The organism is Leisingera sp. ABM4_103 (assembly GCF_056158685.1).
Map to the genome: position 1 here is coordinate 55,531 of NZ_JBSWTU010000002.1, position 15,163 is coordinate 70,693.

At 59.1% G+C, this 15,163-nt stretch carries 13 protein-coding genes; 10 read left to right on the forward strand and 3 right to left on the reverse strand.

Annotated elements, in window-relative coordinates; translation table 11 throughout:
* Positions 1-14: 14 nt before the first annotated feature.
* From ACXAED_RS00425 to ACXAED_RS00470, 10 genes are all read left to right on the forward strand, one after another.
* Positions 15-668: a VirB8 family type IV secretion system protein gene (locus ACXAED_RS00425; RefSeq protein ID WP_043755065.1), complete on the forward strand. Its 654-nt coding sequence runs from the start codon at positions 15-17 to the stop codon at positions 666-668.
* Positions 669-679: 11 nt separating this feature from the next.
* Entirely contained in the window at positions 680-1,366 is a 687-nt protein-coding gene (locus tag ACXAED_RS00430) for a TrbG/VirB9 family P-type conjugative transfer protein (protein ID WP_173585992.1), read from the forward strand.
* The gene (locus ACXAED_RS00435; RefSeq protein WP_274836188.1) at positions 1,363-2,742 is read left to right on the forward strand and encodes a TraB/TrbI/VirB10 family type IV secretion system protein; all 1,380 of its coding nucleotides are present in this window, start codon (positions 1,363-1,365) and stop codon (positions 2,740-2,742) included. The genes ACXAED_RS00430 and ACXAED_RS00435 overlap by 4 nt, the downstream gene beginning before the upstream one ends.
* Positions 2,743-2,746: 4 nt before the next feature.
* A complete protein-coding gene (locus tag ACXAED_RS00440; RefSeq protein ID WP_475046054.1) occupies positions 2,747-3,733 on the forward strand; it encodes an ATPase, T2SS/T4P/T4SS family in 987 nt (328 codons plus the stop codon).
* Complete coding sequence (locus ACXAED_RS00445) at positions 3,730-3,918, forward strand: hypothetical protein (RefSeq protein ID WP_054540613.1); 189 nt, start codon at positions 3,730-3,732, stop codon at positions 3,916-3,918. Before ACXAED_RS00440 ends, ACXAED_RS00445 begins: the two co-directional genes overlap by 4 nt.
* Positions 3,915-4,319 carry a hypothetical protein gene (locus ACXAED_RS00450; protein WP_082386782.1) on the forward strand — a complete coding sequence of 135 codons (405 nt, stop codon included), beginning with the start codon at positions 3,915-3,917 and terminating at the stop codon, positions 4,317-4,319. The genes ACXAED_RS00445 and ACXAED_RS00450 overlap by 4 nt, the downstream gene beginning before the upstream one ends.
* 6 nt (positions 4,320-4,325) lie before the next feature.
* A complete protein-coding gene (locus ACXAED_RS00455; protein WP_093412172.1) occupies positions 4,326-5,405 on the forward strand; it encodes a TrbL/VirB6 family protein in 1,080 nt (359 codons plus the stop codon).
* A gap of 222 nt (positions 5,406-5,627) precedes the next feature.
* Complete coding sequence (locus tag ACXAED_RS00460; protein WP_475046057.1) at positions 5,628-6,800, forward strand: ComEC/Rec2 family competence protein; 1,173 nt, start codon at positions 5,628-5,630, stop codon at positions 6,798-6,800.
* A gap of 9 nt (positions 6,801-6,809) precedes the next feature.
* A complete protein-coding gene (locus ACXAED_RS00465; RefSeq protein WP_274836189.1) occupies positions 6,810-9,128 on the forward strand; it encodes a ThiF family adenylyltransferase in 2,319 nt (772 codons plus the stop codon).
* Positions 9,129-9,151: 23 nt separating this feature from the next.
* Complete coding sequence (locus ACXAED_RS00470; RefSeq protein WP_274836190.1) at positions 9,152-9,868, forward strand: hypothetical protein; 717 nt, start codon at positions 9,152-9,154, stop codon at positions 9,866-9,868.
* Positions 9,869-9,929: 61 nt separating this feature from the next.
* Here the strand turns inward: ACXAED_RS00470 and ACXAED_RS00475 are convergent, their stop codons facing one another.
* Genes ACXAED_RS00475 through ACXAED_RS00485 form a run of 3 tightly spaced genes read right to left on the reverse strand, consistent with a single transcriptional unit; the run spans position 9,930 to position 14,840 of the window.
* Entirely contained in the window at positions 9,930-11,930 is a 2,001-nt protein-coding gene (locus tag ACXAED_RS00475) for a type IV secretory system conjugative DNA transfer family protein (RefSeq protein ID WP_274836197.1), read from the reverse strand.
* An 8-nt stretch (positions 11,931-11,938) separates the two neighbouring features.
* Positions 11,939-14,272 (reverse strand): relaxase/mobilization nuclease domain-containing protein, encoded by a 2,334-nt coding sequence (locus tag ACXAED_RS00480; RefSeq protein WP_274836191.1) that lies wholly within the window; start codon positions 14,270-14,272, stop codon positions 11,939-11,941.
* A complete protein-coding gene (locus ACXAED_RS00485) occupies positions 14,259-14,840 on the reverse strand; it encodes a helix-turn-helix domain-containing protein (protein ID WP_093412163.1) in 582 nt (193 codons plus the stop codon). The genes ACXAED_RS00480 and ACXAED_RS00485 overlap by 14 nt, the downstream gene beginning before the upstream one ends.
* Positions 14,841-15,163 lie beyond the last annotated feature (323 nt).

Below are 15,163 nucleotides of genomic sequence, written 5' to 3' on the forward strand. Positions count from 1 at the left end.
TTGAGGCATGACGCGTGGCGAGTGAACAGGAAATCATCGAAGAAGAGCTGGTCTATGGTGCTCTGCGCCGTGAACGCCTCTGGCAGCGCCTTGGGCTCATCGGGCTCATCTTCGGCATTCTCGGATGCCTGAGCGCGGCGGCTGTCGCGATCCTCGATGTCGATCCGCCGCCTGTGGTCGTGCCCTATGATCCCGCCACCGGCTTTGCCCTGCCCGAGGCTTCGGTGGGCGCGACGTCTGTCACAGCCAACCAGGCGATCATCGAGGCGGAGGTCTTCCGCTACGTGACCGACCGCGAGGTCTATAACCAGCTCGACAACGACCTGCGCATCCGCAGCGTCCTGCGCCGCTCGGACGGAGCTGCCGAGAGCGGGTTGCGCCAGATCTGGAACAGCGCCAACGAGAATTACCCGCCGACCGTCTATGGCCCCAACGCCAGGCTCGACGTGGAAATCCTCAGCATCAACCGGATCGGAACCAACCGCGCGACGGTCCGCCTGCGCAAGCGCCTGACGTCCATTAACGGCACCCAGACCGGCCTCTTCACTGCGACGCTTCTCTTCGAGTTCCGCCCGGAGACCCGCCGCTCCATCGACGAGGTCTGGACCAACCCCTTCGGCTTCACCGTGCGCGAATATTCCATCCGCTCCGACAGATTGGAGAACTGACGTTGTTGTATATGAGATCGCTTATTTTTGTCATTGCCCTGTTGCCCGGCCTCGCCTCTGCCGAAACCATCCCGCGTGGCGGTCCCAACGACAGCCGAGTGCGCTTGGCCACCTACCAGGAGGGTCAGGTCTACCGTCTCAGCGTGTCGCTCACTCATGTGACCACGGTCGAATTCGGTGAGGGTGAAAGCATCCGCTCGATCATCGCGGGCGACACGGAAGGCTTCGAGATCGATGGCGTCCCCGGTGGTCAGGCCTTTGCAATCAAGCCCGTCGCGCGCGGTGTCCATACCAATGTGACGGTCTACACGAACAGGCGAAGCTACTATTTCAACGTCGAGGAGGTCCGCAGCCCGACCTTCTACGTTGTGCAGTTCCGCTACCCTGACGACGCTGCGCGCCCGATCCGGGCCATCGCCGCCCAAGCGCCGAACTACAATTACGGCGCCAGCGCGCGGACCGAGTTCACGCCAACCCGCATCTGGGATGACGGGACGTTCACGTATTTCGCCTTTCCAAGAAACGCACCTGTGCCAGCGATCTTCCGCTACGCGGGCGGCCGTGAACGCACGGTCAACACGCAAACCCCTGAGGACGGTGTGATCCGCGTCAGCGGCGTAAACCGCCAATGGGTCCTGCGACTTGGCGAAGAGGTGGTCTGCATCGAGGCGATCCCGCCCGCGGAGGCCGCCTCATGAGCGATACCGAGAACACCGAGCTGGAAAAACGCCTCGCCGCCCTTGAGAAAGGCAGTGCCCGCGCCCCCACGGCGGCGCAGCGCCGGTCGCCCCTTCTCGCGCTGATCGTGGTCCTCGTCATCGGCGCGGGTGGTGCCCTGCTTTATCTTCTCTCACAGCCCGACGAAGAGGAAGCCTTGCCGACGGCCACCCCGGATGTCTTCCAAAACGAGGGGGACGGCTTTGGCGCCATCGAGACCTTGCCCCCGCCCGAGCCCGAGGTTGTGTTTGTCGGACCGGATCCAGTCGAGCCCAACGCGGAGCTTCTGGCGCAGATCACCGCGCTGCAGGCCCAGATCGAGGAGTTGCGCAACGCCCCTGAACCAGTTGTCGAGGAAGACACCGCTGCCGCAGATGCGATTAACGCGCTGACCGCGCAGATCGCGGCCCTGCAAGCCGCGTCGGAAACCGCGCAACAGCAGTTTCGCGATGAGCTCACGGCGCGCGACCGCGAACTGGAGCAACTCCGCATGGACCTTGAGCTCGCGCAGCTTGAGGCCAACCGGCCCCTTCCGGCACCCATCGGGCCCACCGAGGACGAGTTACGCGCGCGGGAAGAAGAGCGGCTCCGGCGCGAGGAAGAAGCAAGACGGCTCGCGGAACTTGAACGCCGCGCCGCGGAGGAACGCGCCTTCCAGGAGCGGCGCATCGCCTCGCCGACCATCGCTTTTGGCGGTGCCTCCGGAGCGAATGAAACAGCTCTGACCGAACGCACTTTTGGCGAGGTGACGGATTTCGTGCTGAACGGGGCGCTGCCCTCTACCGTGACGCAGGCCGAGGTGATCGCCAATCCCTCCAACACGATTCTACAGGGCACCATGATCCAGGCCGTCATGGAAACTGCCCTTGACAGCTCCCTGCCCGGCCAGACCCGTGCCGTGGTGTCCGAGGATGTCTACAGCGTCGATGGCGCGCGCCTCTTGATCCCCCGCGGATCCCGTCTCATCGGGCGCTACCGCGCTGGCGTCGATATCGCGCAGCGCCGGGTCACCATCGCCTGGGACCGGATCATCCTGCCCGCGGGCCAGACCGTCCAGATCAGCTCCTTCGGAGGTGATGAACTGGGCCGTTCTGGCGTCACCGGTTTCGTGGACACACGCTTCGCCGAGCGTTTCGGGTCGGCCGCCCTGATCTCGCTGATCTCAGCAGCACCCAGTGCTGCCGCCTCCGAAGTCCAGGATGAGACTGCCGCCGACGCTCTCGAAGACGTTGGCGATGATCTGGCAGATGCCACGGACAGCGTCATAGGCGATTACCTCTCCATCGGCCCCGTCATCTATGTCGACCAGGGCGCCCGCGTCACGGTCATGGTCGACCGCGATCTGGAGATATTCTGAGCCCATGTCGCTGAGCTATCTCGAAACCTCGCTCGACCGGATCGACGCCGCCGCTCGCGACGGTGTCATCGAGATCTGCATCAACCCTGATGGCACCTGCTGGGGCGAATTCCAGGGCGATCACTTCATGCGGAGGCTGGACCAGGCGTTGACCGCAACAGAAGTGAAGGACCTCGGCAACCAGATCGCCTCTTCCGCCAACACAACGATGAGCAAGGACCGCCCGATCGTCTCGGTCTCGATCACCTACAAGGGGCGCCCGATCCGCGCACAGGTCATCACCCCGCCTGCCGTGCTCTCGGCCATGTCGATCAGCCTTCGGTTCTTCTCAAGCCTGCCGCTTGACGGGATTGCGCTTGATTTCCTTTTTGGCAAGGAACGCAAGCTTGAAGAACTCCGCCTCGAGAAAACCCACGAACTGCGCGAAGTGGTGGCCGCGGGCGTGATCGACGATGCGCTGGCCTTTTGCGTCGACAACAAGCTTAACATGATCGTCTCTGGCGGCACCTCCACCGGCAAGACCGTGGCTGCACGCAAGATCCTCTCGCACGTGCCATCCGAGGAACGCATCGTCACCATCGAGGAAGCCGCCGAGCTTCTGCCGACCCAGCCCAATGCCGTGACCCTCATCGCCAATCGCGATGCGGAGTTCCAGACCGCCGATGTGCTGCTCACCGCAACGTTGCGCATGCGCCCCGACCGGATCATCCTGGGCGAGGTGCGCGGCAAGGAAGCCATGACCTTCCTCGAGGCGATCAACACTGGCCATGGCGGCTCAATGACCACGCTGCACGCAGAAACCCCGCAACTTGCCGTGCAGCGTCTGGCCATCGCCGCACTCAAGACCGAGATCCCGATGACCTATGCCGACATGATCCAGTACATCGAGAACTCCATCGACGTAATCATCCAGGCCGGTCGCCATGATGGCAAACGCGGCATCACCGAATTCTACCTCCCCGGCACCAATGAGATCGGAGCTTCCCAATGAAAACCTTTGAATACGATATCCTGTCCTTTCCGGTGAAGAAGCAAAAGGACTACGACGAGGTGCGACGTGCTTTGAATGAGCGCGGCGCGGAAGGGTGGGAGGTTATCACCGCCGAAGCCGGCGACTACGGCTACACCACTTTCTTGAAGCGTGAGACTGGTACAATGAAGGCGGCATCGGAATGACACGGGCTATCGCAGTCGCTGGCCTGCTCTTGATCTTTGGCACAACTGCTGGCGTAGCCGAGCGGAACCTGATCCCGACGCTCGACAACCACCCAAATGTTTGCCCAGACCAGCCACCTGAGCCGAAGTGGATGCAGAACATCAATGTGCGCGAATCCTATAAGCGCCTTTTAATCCAACAGATATATCGGGCTCAAAGCATGGAGCGCGTCGTAGAATCGCAAAACTGCGACTGTCCCACGCGGTATCCATCTTGGGCAGCAGCCGAACGCGTATACATCGAGCATTTCGCCGCATCTGAATACTGGGACATCGTGGAAGCGACTTCCGCATACCGACGCCAAGCAAATGAGCTTCGACGCGAAGCCATGCCTATCTGCGAAGCCACCGGAAACTGGTAGGTCTCCATGAGTGTCGTCACCTATTTCGTGGAAACCGCTGAAGGCTATCTCAATACCGCTGCCGAGACGCAATTCGGCGCGGTCGCCGCAACGGTCGGCACGTTGCTGGTTCTGGGAACAACACTAGTTGTCATTCTGGTCTTCATCAACATGATCTACCAGTATCGCGCCATGGACGGCCGAACTGCCTTTTGGCTGGCCGTGAAGGTCGGACTTATAGGGGTCTTCGCGGCCAACTGGGTCCAGTTCAATGCGCTTGCCTCAGCAATACTGAACGGAATTGACAGCATTGCCGGCGCCCTTGTGGCTTCTGTCGGCGGCGGATCACCTGGTCCGTCCGGTACCTTTGCAGAGGAATTTGACGAACTGATTGCAGCGCTAGGGGATTATCTGAATGCTGCGGGATCTGAGCTGAACTGGATGGCGGGTGCCTTGCTTGACACACTTGGGGTTCTGCTGCTCTCGATTCTTGGCGGGTTGGCGGCATTTATTGTTGTGGCGTCCCGGCTCATGATCGCTCTGCTAATTGGCATTGCGCCAGTGATGATCTTCTTGACCCTGTTCGAGGTGACCAAGGATTATTTCGCACGCTGGCTTTCGGCACTGATTTCCTTCGCGATATACCCGATCGTCGTTGCCGGCGTGTTCGCGACCATCACGGGTGTCTCGCGTGCGCTTCTTGCTAAGCTGGGCGACCCGGAAGGCGCCTCCAACATCGGTGCGCTCATTCCGTTCTTCATGATGGTGCTGATGGCAAAGGGATTTATCATAGCAACGCCATTCCTGGTTCGGGCGATTTCTGGAAACATCATGATGCCAGCACTCTCGGCCGGATTTGGGGGAAGCTATGCCTTTGCCCGAGGACTCGCAGGCAGCCAACAAGTCTACAACCGGTACGCCATCGGAGGTGCGACTGGCGCGGAATACGCAGCTCTGCGGGCGCGACAATTCTTTGGTGTGCAAGCGTTGCCAAGCCGACCCAATACTGCGGGAGGGCCAACCGCTGCTGCTCCCGGCGACGGGACCGGCACAGGAGCCCGGATGCTGGCACAGCTTTCAAGGTTGGGACGCCTTGGCAAGCGGTGATGGCGCGAAACGAAGTGGACATCTGCGCATCCCATCAACGCAGCGGCGCAGGTTTTTAAAGCAGACCATAGTCATTAATGGAATTTTGGCGATGCCTATTGCGGGACACAACATGTTGTTGAAAGGCTATCCTCGATCAACTATGTTAAGAACAAAGCGTAAACTTGTTCAATTCGGTGGGAGGCGCGTCACTCAGGTTTTCCAAGCTAAGGAGCAGTACTGATGAGCGTCGAAACTTCGCATTTCAAAGTCGCCAATGGTGACATGAGCCTAATCAAAACACAGAGTGGCCGTTATATTCTCGTAGACATAAATATTAGTGCCTCTGCTGATGACAAAGATGAGGATGTGCCTGATGTTGGAGCACAGCTTCGCAAAGCGCTTGACCGTGACAGCGACGGACGTCTGTTTATCGATGCATTCTTGCTGACGCATCCGGACATGGATCACTGCTCTGGACTGCAGAACCATTTTCATCTCGGCAAAATTGAGGATTGGTCGCCCGAAGACGACAAGATCGTAATTCGCGAGATGTGGTCTTCCCCAATTGTTTTTAGACGTGCCAGCAGTACCAACAAGCTTTGCGCTGACGCAAAGGCTTGGGCGACAGAAGCGCGCCGGCGCGTTGAAATGTTCCGCCAGGACAAAGATATCGAAGACGGAAGCAGAATTTTGATCCTGAGCGAGGATGCGGACGGCAAGACGGATGATTTGGCCGACATTCTGATCAAAACGGGCGAGACATTTTCCGAGATTTGCGGCGTAGCAGATGACAGTTTCAAGGCGGTCTTGTTGGCTCCGCTGCCGGTCACGGACGATGAAGACGAAGAAGAGTTGCTCAGCAAGAACAACTCTAGTGTCATCACTCAGTTTACGCTTGCGAAAGATGATACCGAAAACGCCGCCCAGTACCTGTTTGGTGGTGACGCCGAAGTGGCGATTTGGGAGAAAATTTGGGCAGAGTATTCTGAAACTCCCGAGGTTCTTGCATATGATGTCTTGATCGCGCCCCATCATTGTTCCTGGCGGTCACTGTCGCACGACAGCTGGTCCAAAAAGGGAAAAGATGCGGTAGTTTCTGAAGATGCCCGATCAGCTCTTTCGCAAGCAAACGGCGGTGCAATAATCCTGGCGAGCAGTAAGAGTGTTATAGACGACGACAACGATCCGCCCTGTATCCACGCAAAGGAAGAATATGAAGCCATTCTGAGCGAAGCGGAAATCAATGGGGAGTTCCGGTGTTTAGAGGACGAAAAAGGTGACAAGCCGCTAAAGATGGAAATCACCGAACATGGTCCAAAAGTCGCCTCCCTGAAAATGGCAGCCGCGATCTCTTCATCGTCCGCTCTTGGAGTCGAGGCACATGCTCATGGTTGTGGGTCAGACTTGGCATGAGTCAGCTGCATGGTAACCGTCGATAGTCTTCTAGCCGTTCCCGTAGCCATTGCCCGTGCGATTCGCACACTGGACAAGCACCCTCAAGTAATCGGCATAGCTATTGCGTCGCGGGCTGATGACGATTGTCCGGTGGATGTGACTTTACAAATCAAAACGGAACTTCCATCTCGGTTTCGAGGCGAAAGCCCGTCGGGAGTACGACGTGTCGAGCCCGTCAAACTATCGTTTCCTGTCTCCTTCCCTCTGTTTGCACCGCGCCCGAGTTTACGGGACGACTTTGACCGGTCCCATCCTCACTTACAGCCAAATGCAGCCGGTTCAGCACCCGAACCGTGCCTCGTTTTCGGATCTCCACGTGAGCTAATTCAATCCGGGGGCGGTATTCTTGCGCTTCTCCAGCAACTTCTAGACTGGCTCGATCGAGCAGCGATGCTGAAACTGAATGATCCAAAACATGGTTGGGAATTTGTTCGGCGCGACCACCTGAACGATCTTATTGTTGGAGATGCCTCGCAGATCCGCAGTGTGGTTAAACGTAGGTCCGGCGCGACTTGGCACCGTACTTGGGTTTTTGCGCAGATGGGCCAGTCCGACCCCTACTATCGAATCTGTCTAAAGGGCGATGAGCAGGTCAAAATTGATGAAAAGACACTTAAATCCCTTGGACAGGTCCCGAAAGGTGACAACGAATGGACGGGGTTTAGCCTCGGACTGATTGTTTGGGCCGGAAAGCATCCAAACGGCAAGCCAATCATCTGTGACCGCTATCTTCCAGAGACAGTAGGCAACGTTGCAGAGTTATACGAACGCGCTGAACTCTACGGCTGCGGCAAGATGCTGGCAGAGAGGATGAAGTGGCTGCGTTCGAAGCTCGACGGCTATACCATCAAAAAGGCGTTGCCAGTCACAGTGATATTGATCGCCCGCCGACCGTTCAATCTCATTGGCCAAGCCTCACCTCTTGAAATCTGCCCATATGTGATCGAATTCCAAACTGTGGATGATCTCAAGCCGACATCAAATGCGACTGTCCGTTTGGCGGGCCACAGAGATTCGATCTCGATCGATGTCTTAAGAAGAACCTCGCATGGTGATCCCAGCTCGCAATGGCTTTCATGGTCCATGCTAGGTTGTGGAAGCTTAGGTTCGAAAATTGCGATGCATCTCGCGCGGTCAGGCCGTGCCCCGATATCGGTCATAGACAACGACACCATGGAACCGCACAACTACGCGCGACATTCCTGCTTGCCGTATTCTGCTGATTTGGATTCGATGTTCTACTCTTCCAAGGCTGGGGAATTTGCACATGACGTCAGCAAACTTGCGCAGGAGACGGATGGGTATCGGATTGATGCCAACACTGTGCTGCGTACCAAAGAGTTTCGCAGAAAGCTGAAGCTCGAAAAATCCAAAGCAATCTTGAACACTACCGCCTCTGCGGTTTTGCGGGAAACCCTAAGCTCTACAGATTGGACGAAGGGCAAGACACCACGGGTGATGGAAGCAAGCCTCATGGGTGATAGTGACATTGGTTTCTTCTCGGTGTCAGGCCAGAGCGCCAACCCCAGTAGCAGCGACCTGATGACTGAGTTTTATCACCATTTACGGAGCGACGACGCTCTCCGATCTAAAGTGATGGGCCAAAGCGCAGACGAGATCATAATTGGTCAAGGATGCTCGAGCTTCTCGATGATCGCCTCAGACGCTCGGCTTTCCATGTTGGCAGCTCCTCTCGCGACGCTAACAAGCGACGTGCTTTCCGGGAGGTATGTAGATGAAAGTGGGCAATTCAACATTGGGCACCTACAGGCCGATGGTCTTTCCCAGAATTGGGAAAGCCATAACGTCGAACCCTATACCATCGTAAAAGGACCCAAGATGGACGCGCTTGAAACGCGGCTTGCCCGCCGGGTTACGACAGAGATTGACGCTGAAATTGCGCGCAAGCCGGGATCTGAAACCGGCGGTGTTTTGGTCGGGCGCTTCTCGGCCATCGGTAACGTCTTTCAAGTCGTAGATACAATTCCAGCTCCGCCCGATAGCAGATTTTCCAAAACGGAGTTTGTTCTGGGTACCGAAGGTTTGAGTGAGCAGCTCGCACAATTGTCCAAATCTTCTGGAAACACTCTCTACGCGCTAGGAACGTGGCACAATCACCTTGCGTCCACTGGTCCCTCTGCAACTGATTTCAGTACAGCGGCCAAGCTTGCGATTGGACAGCTGTTTCCCGTTCTGATGATTATCAGAACCCCAACTGGGTACCGTCAGCTTATCGCAGAGGCGGTGGGCTTGTCCTCCGAACTCGGAGGAGACGATAATGCCTAATTTTCATCGAAGAGTTCATGCAGATGGATAAGATGTTCGGTATGGACCGTTACGATAGGATTGCCCGTCTCAATCCGGCACTTTTGACGCTGTTGCCCGCGCTCCTTTTTGTCTTTGTTTGGTTTCCAGCTGTTTGGACCCAATTGGGTGCCATAGCTGCATTAGTCGTCACTTGCGGGGTCCTGTTCGCGTTGACGCGGTTGGCGCGTAAGTCTGGTCAAAGTGTTGAGCGCAAACTGGGCAGCCGAGTTGGACGTCTGCATACTGCGTCTTTGCTTTCCCTTTCCGATGATCGTTTACCCAAGAACATGAAGACGAGGTGTCGCTCATACATTGAGAAACATAGCAAAATTATTTTGCCGAGTTTGGTTGATGAGACCAAGGACCCAAAGAACGCTCAGGATGACCGCTTGCTAGCAGTACGTTGGTTGCTTGAGCACACCCGTCCGCAAACAGAAGCAAGCCTCTTGTTGAATGAGAACATTGCGTATGGGTTCGCGCGCAATTTGCTTGGGTTGAAACCATTGGGCATTGCAATCACCACCACGGTGGCTCTTGGAAGTGCATATTTCTTATATGATCTAGAGATCGGGTCGACTGCGTTCGTTCTCGGGGCACTGCTTTGCGGAGCCGCATTTATTGGACTTTTGATGTGGGTTTTTTTGGTGACGAAGAGCTCGGTAGAACACGCGTCTCAGGTCTATGCCGAAAAAATTCTGTCGCTGTGCTTAGAACACTGAGCGAATGTGACACTCCAGACCTAAGTAAGCGGCTGCAAACTTCCTGAACGCGCCCGCCATCCTAACGAGCAATTAGCTTCTGGCTGCGGTCCTGTCGCAGCAACGCTTCCATATCGTCCAAGCCATCAACGGCAGAGCGCATCTGCGCCTCATCATCCACCCCCACTGTCTCGGCATCCGCAAGCTGTCCCCCAAAATCCATCTCCATCTGGCGCTGTTCCTCGGCGACAACGGCTTGAACGACAGGCGCGGTCTTCTTTGGAACTACATCAGATTGCCCTGACGGTTGACCGTCAACGACCTCGCGTGCCCGCTCCACATCAGCTTCAGAACCACGGGGGCCGCCCGGTGGCTGTGTCATCGGCATGACGCGCATGCTCAGCGGCAGCGTGCCTTGCGGCCCCCCTCCCCCCGGCTCTGGAAATGGCAACTCGCCTGTCTGCGCCGCATGGATGGCCTTAAACAGCCGGTCGTCAAAATACTGGATCCGCTTCGCCCGGACAGGCATCTGGGCATCGATCACCATGACGATCTCGTCGAGCGGCAAGCGGCGCGCCTCATCTTCGGGCAGCAGAGAGCTCTCTTCAGTCCGTGTAGATTGGCTGCGCCCTTCGAAGGGGTTCTTGCCGATGGACTGGGAGCGCGTGATGACGGTTTTCGTGGTCTTGCCGACAGCCTTGCTGAGCTCTTCGACGGTTTTTTCATCCGACGGCGTGAGGTAGAGCTTCACGCCCGCGTTGCCCTGCAGGGCGCGGCGGGTGTTCTCGCCGTAGATTTCATCGAGGGCGGGGATCGTTTGCGTAACTACGGCCAGATGGCCGCGATACGTGCGCAGAGTCTCGATGCTCTCGACCACGATGGGCATCTTGCCCAGGCGGTTGAACTCATCGAGCATGATCATCACCGGCCAAGGCTCATCCGGTCCGGGATCCTTTTCCTGCATGGCCGAGAGAAGATCGGAAAAGAAGAGCCGGATCAGCGGCGCAAGCGGCTTCACCATCAGCGGCTGGACGACGAGATAGACCGAAAAGGGCTTCTTGCGGATCGTCCGAAAATCAAAATCCGACACCGCCGTCGCCTCATCGATCGCCGGGTTCTGCCATTGATCGAGCCCCGAGGTCATCAGGAGCGAGACGTAAGAGGTCAGGGTGTCATTGTTGGTCGAAGCCAACCGCGTGAAGATCAGTTTTGCGGCCCGGTTATCCACCTCATGGCCGCGCGCGAAATACTCCTTCTGTTTGTTCCCGCCCGAGGCCGCGATGCGGTAGATCTCGCCCAAAGTGGGGCGCTTGCGCTGGAACGCCAGCAGGCCTGCTGCCACAAAGAGATCGATTCCGCCTTTGAGGAGGCCCTGCACCCGGTCGTTGTCGCTCTGCAGGAAGAGCGTCGCGAGAAGCTGCAGTTCCATCTGCTGGCGCGCGGGATCTTTCAGCTCAAAGATCCGCAGGAGCGGGTTGTAGCGATGCGTGCGCTTGCCCTCCCAATCGGTAGGGGCAAAGCGATAGACCTTGTCGCCCTGGGCCGCGCGGTGCCGGGCCGTGGCCTCGAAACACTCGCCCTTCACATCGAGCGTCACCGCCGAGCCTTGCCAGGTCAGCAGGTTCGGAATGACGAAGCCCGTGGTCTTGCCGCGGCCCGTGGGGGCCACGATCAGCGCATGGGGGAAGACCTTCGAACAGATGTATTTCGCACGGGATTTTGGAGTACCGAGCTTGCCGAGGATGAATCCCGTGCCAGGCGCGCCAAAAAACCCGTTGGCCTTCATCTCGCGCGCGGTCTGCCAATGTGTCTGGCCAAAGCGTGTCAGGGCGGACCCTGAGAGGGCGAGGCTCAGCATCAGGCCGGCGGCGGCAAAGCTGCCGATGATCAGATGGATGAGCTGGGCATCCTCGGGGCGGCGATCGAGGATCGCCAGATAGTTCTGCGCGATATAGGCGAAGTCGATCTCTGCCCCGAAGCCGAGATCCTGGTAGGTCAGCACCGCCGAGGCGATGGTATAGCCCATGGCCCCGGTCACCAGCGTTACCAACAAGACACCGGTCGCGATCCGCGCCTTTCCCATGGGCGCGCTCAATGGACCTGTCCCCGCTCGGTCTCGCCATCCACGTCTGTGGCGCGGTGTTTTTCATATTCGGTGTCGGCAAGATCATCGACCACCTGGCGCAGGGCCTCCGTGTTGGCCGTCGCGGCATCGGATTGCAGGTAGACCTTGGCGACATAGAGCCGGTCGAGGCGGTCCTCGAGAACCTTGTCCAGCGCATCGGCATCGCCGGATGTGAGCCGCTCAAGTTGACGGTCATCCAGCACCCGCGCGATCTCGGTTCGGAAAGCGTCCCGCTCCGCCTCGGTCTCGAAAGGCGCGGACAACTCCCCCGCCCGCTCATGGTCCAGAACACGCGCAATCTCGTCTGCGAGGCGGTCGGTACGGTCAGACTGCGGCGCAGTTTCACCGCGGGCTGCGAGGAGTGCGTCGCGCGTGCCAACCCCAAGCCCCTCGCGCATCTCGGTTTCGCGGCGGATCTGATTGATGGCCTCCGTGTCCCGTATCTCTACGACGGCCGCATAGGTCGCGCCGAGCCCGCGCGCGAGGTGGGACGGCATGTCCGGATAGCGCACGCGCAAGTCATCTGCGACAGCATCCGCAACGGACGTGCGGACGTCGCGCGCCTCCATGATCCGGTCGACCTCGCGGGTGATCTCGCTGGCGCGGGCCACATCGGTGATGGTCTCCCGGTAGGGCTCGGACCGGTCGATCACATCGCCAGGGCGTGCGAGCAGGTCTGGGTGTTCTGCGAGATACGTGCGCTGCTCCGCTTCGATCCGGCGCTCTGCCTTTGAGACCACCTCCCACTCCCGGTTCTCGATCTGCTGCGCTGTCAGACCCTCGGCGTGCATCTCCTGACGGATTGTCCTTTCCATCGCCTGCACCGCGTCCTCGTGATAGTGGAACCGTTCGCTGACCGCTTTCTCCTCCACGACCCCATCCCGGCGCAGCACGTTCTCCCGTTCCAGAAGTGTGCCAAGCTCGACATGCACATCGTTGAGAATGTCGCGCGCCTGGTCCAGATCGGCGCGGCGTTCAAGGTTCAGATCGCGCGCCTCAGCCACTTTGGAGAGATCATTGGCGATCCATTGATGCTCGAGCGCTGCATTCGAAGCGCCGGTCTCGATCCGGGCCACAACTTCCGACGTGCTGATCCCCGTGCCGCGCAGGGCCGCGTCGATCCGTGAGCGCAGGCCTGGCTCGGCAAGACGTTCTAGCTGGTTGGTGTCGATATTCGCCTCTGAGTAGACCCCGCCCTCCGACGGCACCTCAGACAGCGTGCTCGATCGCAAACCGAGAGGCTGCATGTGCTGGACCTGCGTCTGGATCTCGATGAGGCGTTTTTCCAGCACGGGACGTTCCGCGTCAGACTTCTCGGCGATCATGCCCTGCACCCGCGCGAGCTTTTCCGCATAGAGGCTTCTCAGATCCTCGAAGCTTTGATCGTCGGCCATATACACATCTCCTGTTCGGTCCACCTGTCCGCCATGCGCGAGCACCTCGCCCGCGCGGAAGAGTGCCGCCGCGATATCCTCGCGGGCCTCGCGCGAAGCCTCCGCAGCAAGCGAGTGGTAGACAGTTCTGGTATTGGCGATCTCCGCCAGCGTCCGCGCCAGGTCCTGCCCCACTCGTTCGCGCTCGCGGGGCGCGCGACCCTCTTCCTTGGCGGCATAGACCTCGCGGGTCCGGGCGGGGTAATGCACAACCCCGCGATCGACGCGGCGCGTTGCCTCCAGGCGCACACCATACTTCTCCGCCTCCTCGACCATGGCGAGGCGGAAGTCGTCATAGTTGAAGCGGTGGTTCCGCCCGAGGAAAAAGAACTCGCCTTCTTGCGAGCGGCGGTTCAGCACCAGATGCGCATGCGGGTGATCGCGGTCCTCATGCACCGCGATGATGTAGTCGAAATGCCCTGCGTCGGTCTGGAAGAACCGCTCGGCCACATCCGTCGCGATGTCGCGCACGTCCTCGCCGCGGGTGCCGATGGGGAAGGACATCAGCATATGCGTGGTCTGGCCAAGCTTGGGTTTGAAGCTTGCATCCCACCGCTTGGCAAAGCGCTCGGTGAGGTCCTTGATGTCCTTCGCTTCGAGCTTCGTCTTGCCATCGAGGAACCCGCTACTGTCCACGATATGGGTGGACTTGGTTGTGAGGTACTCGAGCTGGTTTGCGAGCTGTGATTTGGTATGCGTCCCCCCACCCCGGATCGCCTTGAAGACCGCCGGACGGTGCCCGGCTGCCGCGCGCACAAGCTGGCTCTGCTTGGCGACATGCAGCCCCTGCATCGAGCCCCGGATGCGGCTCCAGCCGTCTCGGAAGACCTCGCCCGTGACAGCGTCAACCGCATCATTCAGCCGCATGGGCAAACTCCCTCAGCGCGGCCGTAGCCTCCAGTTGCATCGCGTCGCGACGACGGCGCAGAAGCAGATCGATCTCGTCAGCGGAATCCAGAATGAACCGCGCCAGCCCGCGCATCTGCGCAAGGCGCAACTCAGTGAACTCCAGGCCAACCCCCTGCCCCTGCCGGTTGGCCCGCGTCATCTGTTTGGCGATCTGCGCGACCCCATTGCCGACCTCGTGCAGCGAGGCGCGGTAGCGCGCCATCTCGACCGCCATTTGCGCGTCCGGAACGAACACCCCGCCTGCCGCCTGGATGAGCCGCCGCAGACCCTCTGCCCGGCTCTCGATCCCCGCCTTCGCCAACACCTCGTCGAGCGCCACAAGCTCCGCAGCCGTGACCTTCACACTGACCGCGGAGACCGGGATCGCGGCATCCTTCTGGCGCTCGGCATCAGCTTTCAGAGTGTACTGGATCGCTCGCGGCGACACGCCGAACCGCTCCGCAAGCACCGATGTTGTCACACCTTCCGCAGCCTCGCGAACGATCTCCATGCGGTCCGCATCGGTGAGACGTTTTGAGCGCGACATGCGAAGAAAGACCCCCTATTTCCTGCCACCTTCCACCAAGGCTGCCCCACCTTACGATAATATACCTAGCTGTCAATTATATACTTACGTTGCATGCAGTCTCAGGCAGCCTTGGTGTCCGCTTCCCCCGCGGCCCGCAGGGACGCGGCTCTGCCGCCCTCACCACCGGGCGACCCACCTGTCCAATGGGTCCCTTTCCCCAGCACCGCCCGAGGGTCTGGCCGAACACGCATGTGTTCGGACGAAACCGCGGGCGGGCGAAAACCCCACCGACAGGGCGGACAGGCAGGGTCAAGGAGGGCCAGATTTGGGGACCCAAATCT

What these genes read in the sequence shown, in the direction of transcription:
- ACXAED_RS00430 (WP_173585992.1), top strand. Translation starts at nt 680, where the DNA reads ATGAGATCGCTTATTTTTGTCATTGCCCTGTTGCCCGGCCTCGCCTCT.
- ACXAED_RS00435 (WP_274836188.1), top strand. Translation starts at nt 1,363, where the DNA reads ATGAGCGATACCGAGAACACCGAGCTGGAAAAACGCCTCGCCGCCCTT.
- ACXAED_RS00440 (WP_475046054.1), top strand. Translation starts at nt 2,747, where the DNA reads ATGTCGCTGAGCTATCTCGAAACCTCGCTCGACCGGATCGACGCCGCC.
- ACXAED_RS00445 (WP_054540613.1), top strand. Translation starts at nt 3,730, where the DNA reads ATGAAAACCTTTGAATACGATATCCTGTCCTTTCCGGTGAAGAAGCAA.
- ACXAED_RS00450 (WP_082386782.1), top strand. Translation starts at nt 3,915, where the DNA reads ATGACACGGGCTATCGCAGTCGCTGGCCTGCTCTTGATCTTTGGCACA.
- ACXAED_RS00455 (WP_093412172.1), top strand. Translation starts at nt 4,326, where the DNA reads ATGAGTGTCGTCACCTATTTCGTGGAAACCGCTGAAGGCTATCTCAAT.
- ACXAED_RS00460 (WP_475046057.1), top strand. Translation starts at nt 5,628, where the DNA reads ATGAGCGTCGAAACTTCGCATTTCAAAGTCGCCAATGGTGACATGAGC.
- ACXAED_RS00465 (WP_274836189.1), top strand. Translation starts at nt 6,810, where the DNA reads ATGGTAACCGTCGATAGTCTTCTAGCCGTTCCCGTAGCCATTGCCCGT.
- ACXAED_RS00470 (WP_274836190.1), top strand. Translation starts at nt 9,152, where the DNA reads ATGGATAAGATGTTCGGTATGGACCGTTACGATAGGATTGCCCGTCTC.
- ACXAED_RS00475 (WP_274836197.1), bottom strand. Translation starts at nt 11,930, where the DNA reads ATGGGAAAGGCGCGGATCGCGACCGGTGTCTTGTTGGTAACGCTGGTG.
- ACXAED_RS00480 (WP_274836191.1), bottom strand. Translation starts at nt 14,272, where the DNA reads ATGCGGCTGAATGATGCGGTTGACGCTGTCACGGGCGAGGTCTTCCGA.
- ACXAED_RS00485 (WP_093412163.1), bottom strand. Translation starts at nt 14,840, where the DNA reads ATGTCGCGCTCAAAACGTCTCACCGATGCGGACCGCATGGAGATCGTT.